Annotated in this window: 10 protein-coding genes; 9 read left to right on the top strand and 1 reads right to left on the bottom strand. The window is 48.3% G+C overall.

Annotated elements, in window-relative coordinates; genetic code table 11:
- The first annotated feature begins 29 nt into the window (after positions 1 to 29).
- The 9 genes from GK108_RS21155 (at position 30) to GK108_RS21195 (ending at position 16,273) form a co-directional block, all read left to right on the top strand.
- Complete coding sequence (locus tag GK108_RS21155; RefSeq protein ID WP_163952831.1) at positions 30 to 1,676, top strand: SusD/RagB family nutrient-binding outer membrane lipoprotein; 1,647 nt, start codon at positions 30 to 32, stop codon at positions 1,674 to 1,676.
- A gap of 76 nt (positions 1,677 to 1,752) precedes the next feature.
- Positions 1,753 to 2,292, top strand: coding sequence for a hypothetical protein (locus GK108_RS21160; protein ID WP_246225048.1), 540 nt, complete (start codon positions 1,753 to 1,755; stop codon positions 2,290 to 2,292).
- A 377-nt stretch (positions 2,293 to 2,669) separates the two neighbouring features.
- Positions 2,670 to 5,927, top strand: a complete 3,258-nt coding sequence (locus tag GK108_RS21165) for a SusC/RagA family TonB-linked outer membrane protein (RefSeq protein ID WP_163952833.1) — start codon at positions 2,670 to 2,672, stop codon at positions 5,925 to 5,927.
- A 28-nt stretch (positions 5,928 to 5,955) separates the two neighbouring features.
- Complete coding sequence (locus tag GK108_RS21170; protein WP_163952836.1) at positions 5,956 to 7,638, top strand: RagB/SusD family nutrient uptake outer membrane protein; 1,683 nt, start codon at positions 5,956 to 5,958, stop codon at positions 7,636 to 7,638.
- A gap of 367 nt (positions 7,639 to 8,005) precedes the next feature.
- On the top strand, positions 8,006 to 11,047 hold the full coding sequence (locus tag GK108_RS21175) for a SusC/RagA family TonB-linked outer membrane protein (protein ID WP_163952838.1): 3,042 nt from the start codon (positions 8,006 to 8,008) through the stop codon (positions 11,045 to 11,047).
- A gap of 35 nt (positions 11,048 to 11,082) precedes the next feature.
- Positions 11,083 to 12,474, top strand: a complete 1,392-nt coding sequence (locus GK108_RS21180) for a RagB/SusD family nutrient uptake outer membrane protein (protein WP_163952840.1) — start codon at positions 11,083 to 11,085, stop codon at positions 12,472 to 12,474.
- Between the two features lie 30 nt (positions 12,475 to 12,504).
- On the top strand, positions 12,505 to 13,386 hold the full coding sequence (locus GK108_RS21185; protein WP_163952843.1) for a DUF4843 domain-containing protein: 882 nt from the start codon (positions 12,505 to 12,507) through the stop codon (positions 13,384 to 13,386).
- A 21-nt stretch (positions 13,387 to 13,407) separates the two neighbouring features.
- Positions 13,408 to 13,899 (top strand): hypothetical protein, encoded by a 492-nt coding sequence (locus GK108_RS21190; protein WP_163952845.1) that lies wholly within the window; start codon positions 13,408 to 13,410, stop codon positions 13,897 to 13,899.
- A gap of 100 nt (positions 13,900 to 13,999) precedes the next feature.
- Positions 14,000 to 16,273 carry a M43 family zinc metalloprotease gene (locus GK108_RS21195; protein ID WP_246225050.1) on the top strand — a complete coding sequence of 758 codons (2,274 nt, stop codon included), beginning with the start codon at positions 14,000 to 14,002 and terminating at the stop codon, positions 16,271 to 16,273.
- A 155-nt stretch (positions 16,274 to 16,428) separates the two neighbouring features.
- Here GK108_RS21195 and GK108_RS21200 read toward each other — a convergent pair whose 3' ends face one another.
- Entirely contained in the window at positions 16,429 to 17,778 is a 1,350-nt protein-coding gene (locus GK108_RS21200) for a RagB/SusD family nutrient uptake outer membrane protein (RefSeq protein ID WP_163952849.1), read from the bottom strand.
- Between the last annotated feature and the right edge of the window lie 10 nt (positions 17,779 to 17,788).

Genomic DNA, 17,788 nt, shown 5'->3' on the forward strand with positions numbered 1-17,788 from the left:
TACACAATCATTTTTCAAATCTGTTTCCAATGATTAAGAAACTAAGCACACTTGTATTAATGCTGTGTGTGGTCGTTGTTAGTTCCTGTAAGCTGGATTTGCTCGACAATCCAAATGCAGTAACGGCCAATAACACAGATATTAACTACCTGCTCAATTCCGTTGAGTTGGGTTATAAGGATCACTTTAACCAGATGAGCGATCCTGGTATGCGGCTGACCCGTATGCTGAACCAGGGAGCGGCCATTTATGACAATGCCGTTTCGCCCGGTAACTTCGATGGAGCCTGGAATACGGCTTATGCAGGTCTGATGACCGACGTAAAAACACTGATTCCGCTGGCCGAGTCAGGCGAGCTATTTGTTCATGCGGGTATTGCGCGGACGCTACGTGCATCGGCACTGCTTAATCTGGTTGATGCCTTTGGCGATGTTCCATACACACAGGCTATTGATCCGGCTAATTTTAATCCAGGTACCGACACGGGTGAAAGTATTTATACGGTTGCGCTGGCCGAGCTGGATAAAGCCATCGCGAATTTCGGTGCTACGTCGAAAGCGGGTGCTACCGGCGATCTGATCTATAACGGCAATACCGATAACTGGATACGAGCCGCCAATTCGTTGAAACTGAAGGCCTATCTGAACCGTCGATTGGTAGATAAAGCCGGGTCAACATCAGCGATTAACGCGCTGATTGCCGGTGGTAAACTGGTATCTGCCGCTACGCAGAACTTTACGTTCAAATTCGGATCGAACCTGACCAATCCCGATACGCGTCATCCGCGCTACGCTGGTCAATATTCCCCAACGGGCGGTGGCGACTATCAGTCCAACTCGTATATGGGTACGTTGTATTCGTCGAAAGGATTTCCAGACCCACGTATTCGTTTCTATTTCTATCGTCAGACGGTTCGGAATCCAACCGACGTGAACGTATTACGTTGCATTACCGTAGCCAAGCCTGCTCACTACACGGATGCTGACGTGTTCTGTTTACCAACGAGCATTGGTTACTGGGGCCGCGACCACCTAAGCAACGAAGGTATTCCACCCGATGGTTTATTAAGAACGGCGTGGGGCGTTTATCCGGCTGGTGGTTTGTACGACAATGACGCTGGTGTACCTGTATCGCTGGGGGCTGGTGCTGGCGGAGTGGGCATCCATCCGATCATGATGCGATCATTTGTTGATTTCATGCTGGCTGAATCGGCGTTGACACTGGGTACAACCGGTACGGCAAAAGACTTACTGAAATCGGCGATTGAAAAATCGATGGCCGACGTACGGGCACAGGCATTGGGTACCATCGAGAGCGCTAAAATCAGTACGTTCGAAGCCTCTAAAAATTACGTATGGGCCGACGAGGTCGCTAAATACGTCACCAAAGTACTGGCTGACTACGATGCTGCTACGTCCGACGATGCCAGACTGAACATTATTGCCAAGGAATACTGGCTGGCTCTGTACGGCAATGGGATTGAATCGTATAACCTGTATCGCCGTACCGGAAAACCCTCGAATCAACAGCCTGCGCTCGATGCTAATCCTGGAAATTTCCCGCGTACGTACTATTATCCTGCAACCTACATTACGCGTAATTCGAAGGCTAAGCAAAAGTCAAATCTAACGACGCCAGTTTTCTGGGATAACAATCCTGCCGGGCTATTAAAATAGGCCAACGCTATTTCGTAGAAACATGAACTATTTCAACATACAATTCATGATAAAAAATTGCTTATTTCTTGCCTTGATGAGCGTACTCGCCATGGCATGTAAAACCGATATGATCGAGCGGATCAAAGAATCGGAAATGGACAATGGAGGATTTGTACGTACCGTTTCGCCTTATCCGGTTGGTAATACTACGTTTAGTGTTAGCAAGGCCAATATGAGCGGCACCAAAATGGAGTTTGTAGCCGAAGCCGTTACGACTAATTACGGTGCTTTATTGGCATCGTATGATCTGACCATCAAATTCGTGGACGCGACTCCGGCAAATGGAACAACTCCGTCGACGGTGGTAACCCTGAAGTCGATTCCGGCTTCTTCGTTCGCGAAAGATGCGACAACCGGCTATCCACGGGCTACGATCTCTGTTACGGGGGCAGAAGCCTTGACGGCTACCAAGCTGACAGCTGCCGATATTGCCAGTGGGGATCGTTTTGAAATAAACGGCACGATGAAGTTAACGAACGGAAAATCATTCTCGGCGGCTAATACGGGAGCCAATATTACAGGCGGGGCGTATTATAGTTCGCCGTTCTTCTATCGGCTGAACGTAGTGAATTAGCGATAATCCATTCCGGAGACGTACAGATTACCTTGTTAAAAGCAAGCCTTCCCAACTGGGGAGGCTTGCTTTTTTTGTATGTACTGATACGTAATAGTGTACACAATAGTACGACGTTATAGCGAGTAGGTTGTAGATGGTAATTAAGTATAAATACTTAAGTATATGGTGCTATTTTAATGAACTTTTAATAGGTTTTTTTTGCACCATATACTTTAATGGAATTTTAATTATCAGAATAATATTTTACAAGATTTCTATTGGATAAAATTTATAATTATGCAAATCCGATATTGATGATATATTGTACTGTCTGTTTGCGGTACTTAGATTTGCCGGAAAACAGCTCGTTTTTTTAACCTATAACTAAAAACTGTATGAGGAAAATTCTCTGTTTGGGCTTACTCTTAGTATGCTCAATTTGGACAGCTGCCTGGGCTCAGGAGCGTAGAATTGTCGGCAAGATAACGTCGGCCGATGATGGGTCTCCCTTACCCGGTGTATCTGTTGTCCTGAAAGGAATTAATAGAGGTACATCAACCGATGCAGAAGGAACGTATTCGATTGCTGTTCCTGCGGGCAAAGGTGCTGTGTTGGTATTTAGCTTCGTTGGTTTTAGAACCCAGGAGATACCCGTCGGCAACCAGAGTGAATTAAATATTAGCATGGCGTCGGACTCCCGCATCCTGACCGAAGTAGTGGTAACAGGAACCGGAGTTGAAACCAGTAAGGCTAAGCTAGGTATGGCGGTTGAAAGTATTACTGCCAAAAATCTGCCCCAGGCTCCATCGGCTTCGATTGACCAGGCGTTGGTTGGTAAAATTGCCGGTGCTCAGATTTCGAGTATTAGTGGAAATCCTGGCGATCCCGTCAATATTGTTTTACGAGGCATTAATACGGTACAGAATGGCACGCGGCCACTGATTATGGTCGATGGGGTTCAGGTGGCGGCTACGGATATTAACTCACTGGATCTGACCAACGTTGATCGGGTAGAAGTGGTACAGGGAGCTGCATCGGCCTCTCTCTACGGCGCACAGGGCGCTAATGGCGTAATCCAGATTTTTACCAAGCGTGGTAAAAAAGGAAAAGCCCAGATTAATTTCTCTGCCAGCTATGCCGAGAATCAGTTTTTGAACATAGGTAATGTACACAAAGCCGAATTGCACCCGTATCTGACTGACGCCACTGGCAATCTGACTGATAGCAAAGGAAACGTTATTGCCATCGATCAGTACGGTAGCCTGCCCGATATTTCGTATCAATATGGAGGGGCAACTCGCTACGCCATTCAGGATATTCGGAATAACGCCAACAAGCCTTACGTTGGTAACCTGAAATATTACGACCATTTCAAGCAGGTTTTTCAAACGGGAAGCACCACGAATGCGTCGCTTAATTTATCGGGTGCTGGCGAAAAAAGTGATTATAACATTGCTATCGCCAACAACCATACCGTTACGGCTATTCTGAAAAATGGCTATCTCGATCGGACGAACGTATCGGTCAATTTAGGTTTTGAGCTTGCCAAAGGATTAACCATCCGGTCGGCTACGCAATTAATCTACACCAAAAATACGATGAAGCCAGGTCTGGGAGGCCCCGGCGGAACGTACTTCGGTCTGGGCAACAGTGCCGGTTCTATAGGCAACGTATACGGCTTTCTGAATACGTCGCCTTTCTTTGATTTGACCTACAAAACGGCAGATGGGAATTCACCTTATTATCAGCGGGCAAACTTCGTTAGTATCAATGCCGCCAATCCATTCTATCGTCAGCAGTACACAGACGGACTGGATAATAAAGTCGAGATCGTGCAGAGTATAGCTGCCGATTATAAACTCAACAAGTTTCTGGATGTTAACGTCAATTACGGCGTGAATGCCCGGATCGAAAATGCACGCTGGACGTACTATAACCAGTCGCAGAATATTACTAGCAACCAGTACAATGTCTGGGCCAGTAACTATGGTCAGGACAATACGGGAGAAATTGACAATTACCAGTACAACAATACCAATCAGAATCTGCTGGCAACGGTTAATTTTAAAACAGATTTTCAGAAGGATTTTGGCTGGAATTTACCCATTCAGACTAACACACTGGCTCGATTCGACTATCGCAACCAGCAGTATAAGGAAATCGATACGTATGGAACGGGTATTGGGCTAGCTCCGCCATTCAGCATCCTGGCCGCTAATAATAAAAGCGTAGTCCTGGACTATCGGCAACCATTCATTACGTATGGCTATCTGATCGATCAGAAGGTAGACATCGGTGATTTTGGGGGCTTCGTAGCTGGTTTCCGTAGTGACTGGTCGTCGGCATTCGGTGGTGGTTCCAAACCGTTCACCTTCCCCCACGCCAGTGCATATATCAACCCACTGTCGCTTTTCAAATCGTCTGGCCTGCAGAACTATCTGCCTTATCTGAAAGTTCGGGCGGCTTACGGGCAGGCTGGTATTCAACCTGGGCCGTTTAACCGTTTCCCTGTACTGGACAACAATAGTATTGGAGCCTTCCAGACGTACAGTGTTCAGCAAACGAGCAACAACCCTAATCTTAATGTAGAAGTCTCGACGGAAACGGAAGTTGGGATAGACTTTGGGCTCAATCTGGGCAGTCGGAGCTGGTTCCGGACCATCAATGGCGGCTTTACGTACTGGACCCGTAAAACCGATGGGGCTATTTATCAGGCACCAGTGGCCCCGTCGACGGGATCAACCAATCTGTTGACGAATGCCATTGGCATGGGATCGAATGGCTATCAGTTCTCACTGGATATTCCCGTGTTGACTTCGCGGGCTCTGAAATGGGACCTTGGCGTTCGGTTCGGACACCAGATATCGAAAGTCACGTCGATCTCGGGCGGAGCGGATATTGTGTTGACATCAGCTGCCGGTAGTACGGCGCTGGTACTGACACCTGGTCAGCCGATCGGGCAGATTTACGGGTACAAAGCGATGACCAGCCTTGACTATAAAAACCAGGAGGGACAGCGCTACATTCAGGCCAGCGACGAAGGCAACTATACAATTGTAGATGGGCGGGTTGTTGATAAACGCACCTACCAGATTCAGTTTACGGATGAAACCTATCCATTGATGAACCCGAACCCAAAGTTCAATATGTCGTTTACCAATGGTTTCACCTTTAAAGACTTCCTGACGCTTAACTTCCAGTTCGACTGGGTGTATGGTAATAAGTTGTACAACCAGACGAAGGAATGGATGTATCGGGATGGCATCAGTGGCGACTTCAGCAAATCGGTGAACATCGCCGGCAACACCGGAGCCTATTCCGCTTACTGGTCCAGTGCTTACTATGGTTTGTGGGGCAGTCTGCGCGGGGCGGGTAACAACGCAACGAAAGATTTTTTCGTAGAAGATGCCTCGTTCCTCCGCTTACGTAACATTTCCATTGGGCTTGATCTGGCAAAAGTGTTTAAAGTGCCGGTTCTGAATCGGGCGCAACTGGTGCTAACTGGCCGAAACCTACTGACCGTTACCAAATATTCGGGCTTCGATCCTGAGATTTCGTCAGGGCAGGCTGGTTCGGCGTTCGACCGGGGCGTTGATCACAGTACCTTACCGAACCTCAAATCCTACCAGATCGGTATCAACATTGGGCTCTAACCATTCTTCATTCTTCAAGGAAAATACGATGAAACGTAATATATTTTTTAGTACGATGGCCATTACAGCTGCTCTGTTGCTGGGAGCAGGCTGTAAAAGCCAATTGGATGTAGGTAACCCTAACGCACCCACTCTCGGCGGAAACGTCAACACCGAAATGGGCCTGATCGCCTTTGCGCAGGGGGGCGTTTTTGAAAACGGATTTGCCGCCAATGGAGCCGATAACTGGTTAGGCGACAGTTATTTCTCGTTGCCGTTGGGTTATCATGAAGTTATGGCCGATCACGTATCGGCGCAGGCATCCAACAATCAGGTCAGTACAATGGGGGTACCCGACTATGTATTGCTGGACGACGGATCGAAACGGACCAATACGTCACCGCAGGTAGGTATTATTCGTACCTATAATACCCGGTCGGCTACGGGAGCGGGAAATAACGCCATCTATTATCAGTGGACCAACATGTATGCCCTGAACAATGCGATGAATATCGTATTGAGTAAAGTAGATGGCTTAACCTATAGTGGCGATGCGGCTTCCAAGAAAAACACCATGAAAGCCTGGGCGTATTTCTGGAAGGGATTTGCCTATGCGTCGATTGGCTCCATGTATATCTCTGGTCTGATTATCGACACGCCAGGTGCTACCAACAATAGTTATGTACCAAGCAGTTCAATAATTGCGGAGTCGAACAAGAACTATAATGCTGCCATTACGGCACTTAAAGCCGTTACGTCGGCCAGCGACTATAGTTCTATGTTGGGACAACTGATTCCGGCACCTAGCAGAGTAGGGCTGGGTCAGGTCCCCACAACGGATATGTGGCTTCGGAATATCAATACGTTGCTGGCGCGGAATATTGTGGCTCCTAAACTGGCGCCATTCATAAACGGTAATCTGAATGCTACCATTTCCAAGTCATCGACAACTGCTCTGATTACGGCCGACTGGCAGCAGGTATCGACGCTGACCACCAATGGAGTGAAACAGGGCGATTACGTATTTACGGCCCGGTCGGCGGCTGTAAACTATATTTTCTCGCCATCGGGCGGTACGGTGGGCGCACTGACTGTGGGTAAAAACGCCAATACTACGTATAAGATTACCGAACGGTTTATTCAAAACTTCAATACGGGTGATGCACGTCTTACAGCGAACTTTACGCTAAGTAGCCCGCTGTATGGCGACGATTATATCTACTCATCCCGTTACGATATGGTCGATGGATCGACGGTTGCTGCGGGTGTCGAGAAGTTTGGCTCCAAAGTGGCCGGTTCGTATGAATTGATCATTGCGGGTAGCTACGAAGAAAATGCTCTGCTACAAGCCGAGGCTAATATCCGTCAAGGCAATACGGAAGCTGCTTTAACACTGATTGACGCGGTGCGTACGTATCAGGGAGCGGGCGTAGCTAAAGTAGCTGGTAAAGGACTGTCGGCGGCACAAGCCATGACTGAGCTGACCAAAGAAAGTCGGGTATCTCTATTCAATCGCGGGTTGAACTACTATAACGCACGCCGGTGGGGATGGACGTATGACGTTTCCAAAGGCGGTGGTAGCTATGGTAACGTAGTCGTGGATCGTACCGGAAAGATTTATACGAACGCGACAATCAGCTATAACTTCATGGATTTCTGGGACGTACCGGCCGATGAGTCTGTGTTGAACCCGACTGCGGCTGATGGGGTGGTTAAGAACCCTAATTTTTAACCAATATTAGATAGACCAATAGATCAGGAAGGCTCATCTGCGGATGGGCCTTCTCTGTTTATAAGTAACCGTATAGTGTTAATCGTTGGCTTTAAATAGAATCGTTAGTCACTAAAAACGTACTGGGCAAGTGATGACCAATATACCTACAAACTCGTAAAATAGGGGCGTAACGTCAGTCAGTTACCATCGTTCCTATATTTTGATAAAAAAGCGAATGGTATATAATTTGTTAACCCATAGATTTATACGACGGAAGTAATTTTTTCGTTAAAAGCGGTAGCATCCTGCTGGATTTTCAGTACATTGTTTGGCTGACGAAAGGAGTTCGAACCTTAAAAGATTTTGCCTGGATTATAATCTATACATGAGGAACTATTACGGTATTATTATTTGCGGAGTCTTGCTGGCTATGCTGCCAATAAGGCTGTGGGCTCAGGGCCAGCGTATAACAGGCAGAGTTACATCGGCGCAGGATGGGCTTCCGTTGCCTGGCGTAAACATTCAGGTTAAGGGAACAACAACGGGAGCCAGTACTGATGCCAATGGAAATTACAGCATCAATGCGCCGGGTGCTACGTCGGTTCTGGTGCTGACATCTATTGGTTTAGTCAATCAGGAAATAACCGTAGGCAACCGAACTGTCATCAACGTGCAGATGCAGGAAGCGCTCAATGAGCTGGCGCAGGTTGTTGTAACGGGCTACAATACCACGCAGCGGAAAGATATTACGGGTTCTATTGCTTCTGTATCGCCCGATAAATTCAAAGATATTCCCGTTACCAGCTTCGATCAGGCTTTGCAGGGCCAGGCGGCTGGCGTACAGGTGCAGCAGTCGTCAGGTACGCCGGGTGGTGGTATGACAGTACGTATCCGGGGTAATACGTCTATTTCGGCCAGTAACCGACCCTTGTTTATTGTAGATGGCGTTCCTGTCGAAGATGGCGCGCTGACCGGCCGTGATTTTGGTGGGCAGCAGGATAATGCGTTCTCGCTGTTTAATGCCAATGACATTGAGTCGATCGAAGTGCTGAAAGACGCGTCGGCCAAGGCCATCTATGGATCGCGGGCGGCTAATGGTGTCGTACTGGTCACGACAAAACGAGGGAAATCTAATCAAAAAACCGGCTTTACTATTGATGTGCAGCGTGGCCTGACCGACGTAGTGCGTCGGCCTGATCTGCTCAATTCATCCGAATTGCTGGACTTGCAGCGCGAAGCCGTTACCAATGCCGGACTTGATCCCGATAAGCTTGGCCTGATTAAAGGCGTTACGGACGGAATCAATACCGACTGGATTGACGCCGTATTACGGAAAGGGGTCTATCAGCAATACCAACTGTCGACGCAGGGCGGTAATGATCGGACTCAGTTCTATCTGAGCGGCAGCTATCGCGATGAAGAGGGCGTACAGATCAATAACCGATTTACGCGGTACACTGGCCAGTTTAAGTTTGATCATAAAGCAACCGATCGACTTTCGTTTGGTATGAACCTGACGTTGTCGCGGTCGTTCAATAAACGGGTCAAAGGCGATAACTTTCTGGACGGCGTCTATTCAGGAGCCATAAAGAGTTTACCCTACTATTCGCCGTATAATGATCAGGGTAAGTTGACGGTTCCGAACGATCCTGATTATCCGGGCTTCCCCAATTTTAACCCGTTGGCGCAGTCGTTGTTGCCACGTTTCAATACGTATGCCGTAAAGGCACTGGCGGGCGTCTACGCTGAATACGAAATTATTGATAATCTACGCTTTCGCTCTAAAGTCAGTGTTGATTACAACAACGTAACGGAAGATAATTTTGAACCTTCCACAACGGCCATTGGCGGTTTTTTAGCCAGCGTTGGCGGTCAGGGTTACGGTGATTTTAGTAATAATACGCTGGCTACGCTCATCAATACGAACACGTTACGGTACGATTTTCTATTAAACGAAAAGCACCGCTTCAATGCGATGGCGGGCTTTGAAGTCTTACAACGCACCGAACGCGGAGGTAACGTACAGGGACGTTTGTTTCCGAGTGATGACTTTACATACATTACCTCGGCAGGTATTGTTGATCAGGGGACCTCAAACCTGACGAATAGTGGCCTGGTATCAACCTTTGGTGAAGTGCGTTACGACTACGACCAAAAATACCTGGCTACCATTACGGCTCGCTATGATGGCTCGTCGCGGTTTGGGCAGGCTCGTCGTTTTGGCGCTTTTCCATCGGCATCATTAGCCTGGCGTATTTCCAGTGAAAAATTCATGGAAAAATACAGCCATTTCCTTAGCGATCTGAAGTTGCGGGCCAGCTTTGGCTTTACCGGAAACGAACGTATTGGTGATTTTCAGTTTCTTGGTACATGGGCGTCTGTTACGTATAGTGGCGCAACGGGTGTTGGTCCGGCGGCTCTGGCCAACCCGGCTTTGCAATGGGAACGCACCCGTGAGGCCAATGTTGGTCTGGACGCATCGTTCTTTAGTGGTCGATTGAACGTAACAATTGATGCGTACGACAACCTGACCGACCGGCTTCTTTTTGCTCAGCCCATTCCAGGAACATCGGGTTTTACGACCTTCCAGGGCAATATTGGTAAAGTCGGTAACCGGGGTGCGGAACTAACCATTAGTACTGTAAACGTAGCGAAAGCGGTTCGCTGGACAACCGATCTGAACTTATCGCATAACGATAACAAAATTGTTGAACTGGCCAGCGATGTCCCCTTGTTTCGGGGCTACACGGGAAATGGTGTCGATAGAACAAATGTTCTGCTGCAGGGGCAACCACTCGGTACGTTCTGGGGGCTGAAATTTTTGGGTGTTGATCCGGCAACGGGCAATGCCATCTATGACGATAAAAATGGCGATGGACGTATCACGCCAGCCGACGGTCAGGTTATTGGCAACGCACAGGCAAAACTATATGGCGGTTTAACGAACCGCGTATCCTGGAAAGGGATCGATGTGAGTGCTTTTCTTCAGTTTTCGTACGGAAACAGTATTCTGAATTTCTCCGATGCAACCGCCTTGGTCAACACGGGAGCCGACATTCAGAATAATCAATCGCGGAAAGCATTAAAACGGTGGCAGAAAGAAGGAGATATTACGAGCGTTCCCAAATACGTTTATCAGGATACCTACAATAACTTCCTGAGCAGCCGCTTTATAGAAGATGGTTCTTATCTGCGTCTGAAGAACGTATCGATTGGCTATAATTTCCCCAAGGCATGGATCAATAAATACAAAGTTGGCAATGCCAGAGTATATGCGTCGGCAACGAATCTGCTGACCTGGACGCGTTATTCGGGAGCCGATCCGGAAGTGAGCACGCTGGATGGTTCAACCACCGCTCAAGGTATTGATTTCTTTACGTTCCCGCAGGTGAAAACGGTATTGGTTGGCCTTTCACTTAGTTTTTAAGCGCACTAACTCGACATTTAGCGTAACGGTTTGATATGATTCGCTTCCTACAATATAGCTTACTCAGTATAGTTTTTATGCTGGCTTCCTGCGAGCAAGTGCTGGAACCCAAGCCAGTAGCATTGCTGGCTGACGATTTAGTATTGAATGAACCTAATGATGTGCAGCCCGTTCGAATTGGGTTGTATAGCGCATTACGGAGCACAGCGGCCCCCAATATGATTGCGGGCGATTTTACGGCCGACTACCTGGTCCATAATGGTACGTTTACCGATTTTCGAGAATTGGGGACGAAGCAGATTACGGCCGCAAACGGTGCCGTAAATTCCTTATGGGTAGGTTTGTACAGAGCTATTTATGTAGCGAATTTTATTCTGGAAAAACTCCCGCAGGTTAGTGGCGTTTCTGAAAATACGCGTAAGCAGGTAATCGCTGAAGCTCGTTTTATCCGAGGATGGGCAAATTTTATCGCTACCCAAACGTATGGTGACATACCTAAAGTCACTTCGACTGATCAGGCAACAAACCGGGCTATTGTTCGGACTCCTAAAGCTGATATTCTGGCCTCGGTACTAGCCGATTATCAGGCTGCACTGACCGATCTGCCATCAGTAGCATCTGGCTCAACAGACGTAACGACTAATGCTACGTATCTGAATAAAATTAGCTGTCAGGCTGCTATGGCCCGCTATAACCTATATATGAAAAATTGGGTTGATGCTGAACGACTGGCCACCGTGGTTATTAGTTCGGGAGTTTATACGCTGCAAACCAATTATTCAGACGTAGTACTAAAAGATTTTACCGCCGAGTCAATCCTGGAAGTCGGTTACAATTTGACGGATGATCCCGGTACGTCTAATGACCCTGTAACTAACGGAGTGGGGTTGAATAACCTGTTTGTCAGCCGCCGGGAAGTGATTCCGTCCAATCAGGTAGTGGCTGCTCTTACGTCGGCTGAGTCAGGTACACGTAGTGCTACGATTGGATTTAATGTGCAAAATCTGCGCGGTTCCGATAACGGCTGGACGGTTCTTAAATATGGGACGGCTTCGGAAGATAACAATAATATTGTGTTGATGCGATTGGCCGAAATGTATCTGATACGGGCCGAGGCCCGTGCCCAGCAGGGAAAACTGACCGGAACCAGTGGCGCTATCGCTGACCTGAACGTATTGCGGACACGCGCCAAAGCCCCCGCTGTGTCAGTAACGGCTCAGGCTGATGTACTGCTGGCTGTGGAACGGGAGCGGGTCTACGAATTGGCTTTTGAGGGGCAGCGGTGGTACGATCTGGTCCGTACGGGCCGGGCACAGGCCGTTATGTCAGCCTATACGCCCAACTGGAATGTTCGATATGAACGCTGGCCTATTCCGCAACGGGAGATCCAGCAAAATCCTAATCTTACTCAGAATCCTGGTTATTAGTCGTTTATCGATTTAGTGGAAACCCACAATATGAAAAAGAATCAAACTACCTATCAAAGCGCCGATTGGCCAGACCAGAAACAGCCGATCCGTCGTTGGCTGCTGACACTGGTGACGGTGCTGGCCGTTGGATTGATAGCCGGAGCCTGTCTGGAAGAAGATGTTGATCGAACCTTTCAGGGGCCGTATTTTGTCCGGTTTACTGACTCGTCGCTGGCTTACAAAGAAAGCTATTCAAAACCTATTGCTATTCGAGTCCATAATGCCGGCCCCATTCTGAACCAGCCGATTACTATAAAATATACTGTCAGCGGAACCGCCCGAGAAGGTAAAGATTATACAATCGTAGGAACAAAGGGAACGGTGGTCATTCCGGCTAACAAGAGTTTCGGGGAGATTTCGGTGAAGCTGATCAATAATGCCAACAACATTCTGGAGTCGCAGTCGCTAACCTTCAACCTGACTAGCGTAGAGCCCACTTCCTTGCAGGTTGGCTTCGGTACGGGTGAAGTGCCAATCGGGAAGGCATTTACGCTGACCATTCAGGACGATTGTCTGTTTGGCGGCTTATATACGGGAAGTCTGACGGTTAATCAGCAAACGGCTACTATATCCGACGTAGCAATAACCAGTACCGACTGCAAAAATTATTTATTGAGCAACTGGAACACGGGTTTACTTACGTTCAATGCCATTAAGGCCCCGTTAACGTTTATTGATAATGGGGATAATTCGCTGACTATACCCGCTCAGGCGAGTACCAATCTGGGATCAACCGATACGTTGAGTGGGACAGGAGCCTGGAATCCACGCGACCGAAAAATCACGCTGAACCTACGAATAAAAGTAGCATTAACGAATCCGGCTCGTGATACAACTTTTGCGTTCACTCAAACTTATACGCCCCAATAAGGCTTTGATTTAGATAGTTTCATGCGACAACTTATACGTTTACTGCTGATTCCTGGAGCGATTGGGTGGCTGCTGGGTGGGTGTTCTGAAAAAATCGAACCGAAACCAACAACCTACAGCCAGTTGCTGACCGGAACGACCAAGAAAACATGGCGGGCAGTGTCTTTTCAAGTCATTGATGACGGTGACGCTTCGCCGGTGACTCCTATTTCGCAGAGTGGTGTAGATCGATGCATTTACGACGATTATGTGACTTTCTATGCTGATTCTGAACATAAGCTGGAGGCTAGCGAAGGGCCATCCAAATGCACTAGTAACGCTCCCGATATTTATTTAACTGATAGCTGGGACCTTGTTAATGCAACCGCTTCGCTGACGTTTTATATACCCGTACTGGATGGTAAATACGTAACGACGCTTAAAACCCTGACGGCTAATTCATTTACGGTAGAGTTGTATTTTCAGGATATAAACGCCAGTTACCGGTTCACGTTTAACCCTGTTTCTCAATAGGCGTATGGTACGATCATTAATTTGCCTGTCATTTCTTGTACTTTTTATACAGACCCTACGAGCACAAGCGCCAGTAAAAGGCCAGTGTGCTACGATGGAGATGGATAGCGCACTCCGGGCAAGGTTTCCGCAGTTGGGAACACTCAACGATTTTGAACGGGACCTTCAACTAAAAATGGTTGAAATAAAAAAGCGGATGGCTGCCAGTCGGCAAACGGCAACCGTAGTGACTATACCGGTTGTGGTCCATGTGGTTCACAATGGTGAGTCGGTTGGCACCGGACGTAACATAAGTGCTGCTCAGGTTAAGGCTCAGCTCGAAACGCTGAATGACGATTTTCGCCGGAAAGTAAATACGCCGGGCTATAACAACAATCCAGTCGGCGCTGATATTGAAATCGAATTCTGTTCGGCTATCCTGGACCCACAAGGCCGTACTATGGCGGAGCCTGGCATCGACCGGTACAATGGTAACCGCACCGATTGGAGCCGCGATAATATTGAAGGTGTCCTGAAACCAAGTACGTACTGGAATCCCGATAAATATTACAACATCTGGGTGGTCGACTTAAACGAGCCCGTTCCGGGTGGAGGAAGCGTACTGGGTTATGCGCAGTTCCCCAGCCAATCGAATCTGCCGGGGATTCCGACCAGTAGCCCGGCCAGTACAGATGGTGTTGTGATCGATTATCGGTCGTTTGGCAATGCCAGCAAGGGTACCTTCCCAACCATGCGGCCCACCTACAATCTGGGTCGTACGTTGACGCACGAAACTGGGCACTGGCTGGGTTTACGGCATATCTGGGGAGATGCCAACTGTGGCGACGATTTTTGTGCCGATACGCCACCCCAGGCATCCGAAAGCCGTGGGTGCCCAACCGGACGGGTTAGTTGCGGAGGAGCCAATATGGTACAGAACTATATGGATTACTCCGACGATGCCTGTATGAATATTTTTACGCTTGGTCAGAAGGCACGGATTCGGGCGGTTATGGAAATTAGCCCAAGACGTAGCACGCTGATTAGTTCGAACGTTTGTGGAACGCAGGTAGCTACTCGTCCTACATCCAATTTTCAGGCTAATACGCGTCGGGTGCTGTTAGGCGGTCAGGTTCGTTTTAACGACTTGTCAGCTAATTTCCCTACCCGCTGGGAGTGGACTTTTGAAGGTGGTACCCCCGCTACGTCTACTGAACAAAATCCGACTGTTATGTATAACCAACCCGGTAAGTTTAAAGTAACGCTCGTTACGTCGAACGCCGTTGGCCAGTCCGACCCGCTGGAACGTACTGAATATGTGGAAGTGCTGAATCAGGGTCTTTGCGCGGAAGTGACCAACTTTAGTGGTACACAAACCGTGATCCGAGAACCAGGAGGCACTGGCTATCTGGCCGGTCAGAACAGCAAGCGAACACAGGCCGTATCGGAGTTTTTCGACAATTCGTTGGGGTATACCAATCTGGCTGGCGCAACCCTGAAATTTGGCGTGGCCAAAGCCGCTCAGGGTACCGGCACTGAATCGGTTGTGACCGTAACGGTCTGGAACGGCCGCGGTTTTCAGAACGGTCCGGGTGCTATTCTGGGACAGAAGGATGTACCACTACGGGTTATTCTTCAGGATGTAGCCAACAATCGACCAACGTCTGTTACGTTCGATAAGAACGTACCGTTATTTGGTTTGCCTTATCATATCGGTATTACGTTACCGTATGCTTCGGGTGATACCGTAGCACTCGTTACGTCGAGCAATGGTGAATCGTTGTTTGCGACGGCCTGGCGGCAAAATCGGCAGGGCGACTGGCTTCGGTATGCCGATAGCTTAGGTATAAACGTATCGCACGATATTATCGGACGAATTGGTATGAAGCCATCGGTGCAGGTTCAGGCGTCTTCGTTATTTATTGACGCTGGGCAGGCCGTTACGTTAAACGCAACAGGAGCCAGTGTATTCAACTGGGCAGGTACGGGGCTGAACGCTACGTTAGGACCACAGGTTATCGCCAGTCCTACCCAAACTACTTCCTATACGGTGTCGGGCTCGGGCGTTGATCTGTGTACGGCCAATGCGGTTATACAGGTATATGTACGAGGAGGAACGGTAACGGCTAATGAGCCATTGGCCGATCTGGCTTTGGCCGTAACACCTAATCCAAGTGACGGGCAAATGAAGGTATCGTTCAGCAGTCAATTACGGGGGGCGTTAACGCTGGCCGTTCGGAATCTAAACGGCGTAGAGATTGTCCGGCAGAATCACCAGAAATCGACCGAAACCTTTGAGCAAACGCTGAATCTGCAATCCAGTGCGAGCGGAATCTATTTTGTCGAAATCAGGATAGGCGATCAGGTATTCAGGAAACGGGTCGTTAAGAATTAGCATGAAAGCTGTTTAAACTTTTGTTTTACTAGCGTTTTTGTCATTCCGCCTTCGGCGGAATGACAAAAACGCTAGTAAAACAAAAGTTTAAACAGGCTAATAAAAAAAGCGAATCAATCATTGATTCGCCTTTTTTATTGTTGAACTACTTGCGATTAGTAACCAGGGTTCTGAACCAGTTGTTTGTTGGTATCAATTTCCCGCTGGGGAATGGGCAGAACGAGGTTGTTAGCATTGTAAGGTGTCGTACCAACTGTACCCGCTGTCCGTTTGATGTCGGCTAATTGCTGACCTTCGAAAGCTAGTTCTAAACGCCGTTCCAGCAGGATTGCAGCCAGATCGACCGCAGTTAATGGGGTAGCATTAGCCCGCGCCCGAATCAGATTTACATCGGCTAGTGGCGTTGCGCCAACAGATGTGTTCAACCGTAGATTGGTTTCGGCCCGAACCAGATACATTTCTGCCAGACGAACAACGGGTACGTCGCCATACTGATCGTTGAATTTGCTGGTGAATGTATTCTGACCGGCTGTATTAAAGAACGTACCCCGTGCATCACCAGCGGCATAGAGCTGACGGAACTTAGTTTGTACACGCACGTCACCACGTCCCTGATTTAAGGCCGATGCATAGAACGTATTCATGTCATTGACGCCATCCTGATCCGTTACGATAATCTTGAAAATGATTTCAGATTCATTTGTGGCATCGCTAAATACGTCAGCGAATGTCGGTTCCAGACTATATACCCCCGATGTAATAACCCGGTTCGCAGCATCGCGTGCGGCCGCGAAATTCTGCTGTTGCAGGTAAACGCGAGCTAGTATGGCAGCGGCTGCACCTTTTGAGGCAAAGCCCATACCCCGATCGGGTTCAGTGGGCAACAATGACTCAGCTTTGGTCAGATCTGCCAGTACCTGGGTATACACTTCTGCTACCGTATTGCGGGCGCGGTAATCAGCATCCGTAATTGACGTAGTAGGAGTCAATACGAGTGGAACACCGGGGTTGGATGAAGGTGTACCATCATTCCAGCTTTTTCCGTAAATTTTTACCAACTCGAAGTACAGGGCTCCTCTGATAAACAGTGCCTGCCCTTCTATAGCACCACGACTGCTTTCGCCAACTTTATCCAGGGCCGATAGTACGTTGTTCGCTCGGTTGATGGCGTTGTAACTATCGAGCCACGTATCACGATTGACGGTGTTGGAGGGGGTAACTGCTTTGCGCCAGATCTCGTCTATTGTAGCATACGTACCACCAAAAAGGACATCACGGTTGTCGCCAACCAGATCGCCAATAAACTGAATAGCCCCGCCATATACTTCCCGGTCACTCAAACCATCGTAAGCACCTGTTAGCGTAATCTGTACGTCTTGCTCCGTGTTGAGCGCCTGACTCTGTTCAATAGTCTGGGTTGGCACAACGTTCAGTCGATCGGCACAGCTTGAGAGCAGAAAGCCAACCGATCCGATGTATAACCAATGTTTTATGGATGAATTCATAATAGAAAAA

This window comes from Spirosoma terrae, from assembly GCF_010435915.1.
In the GTDB taxonomy this organism is placed as follows: Bacteria; Bacteroidota; Bacteroidia; order Cytophagales; family Spirosomataceae; genus Spirosoma; species Spirosoma terrae.

Coding starts and splice junctions, on each gene's coding strand:
- GK108_RS21155 (WP_163952831.1), top strand. CDS start 30: ATGATTAAGAAACTAAGCACACTTGTATTAATGCTGTGTGTGGTCGTT.
- GK108_RS21160 (WP_246225048.1), top strand. CDS start 1,753: ATGAGCGTACTCGCCATGGCATGTAAAACCGATATGATCGAGCGGATC.
- GK108_RS21165 (WP_163952833.1), top strand. CDS start 2,670: ATGAGGAAAATTCTCTGTTTGGGCTTACTCTTAGTATGCTCAATTTGG.
- GK108_RS21170 (WP_163952836.1), top strand. CDS start 5,956: ATGAAACGTAATATATTTTTTAGTACGATGGCCATTACAGCTGCTCTG.
- GK108_RS21175 (WP_163952838.1), top strand. CDS start 8,006: ATGAGGAACTATTACGGTATTATTATTTGCGGAGTCTTGCTGGCTATG.
- GK108_RS21180 (WP_163952840.1), top strand. CDS start 11,083: ATGATTCGCTTCCTACAATATAGCTTACTCAGTATAGTTTTTATGCTG.
- GK108_RS21185 (WP_163952843.1), top strand. CDS start 12,505: ATGAAAAAGAATCAAACTACCTATCAAAGCGCCGATTGGCCAGACCAG.
- GK108_RS21190 (WP_163952845.1), top strand. CDS start 13,408: ATGCGACAACTTATACGTTTACTGCTGATTCCTGGAGCGATTGGGTGG.
- GK108_RS21195 (WP_246225050.1), top strand. CDS start 14,000: ATGGATAGCGCACTCCGGGCAAGGTTTCCGCAGTTGGGAACACTCAAC.
- GK108_RS21200 (WP_163952849.1), bottom strand. CDS start 17,778: ATGAATTCATCCATAAAACATTGGTTATACATCGGATCGGTTGGCTTT.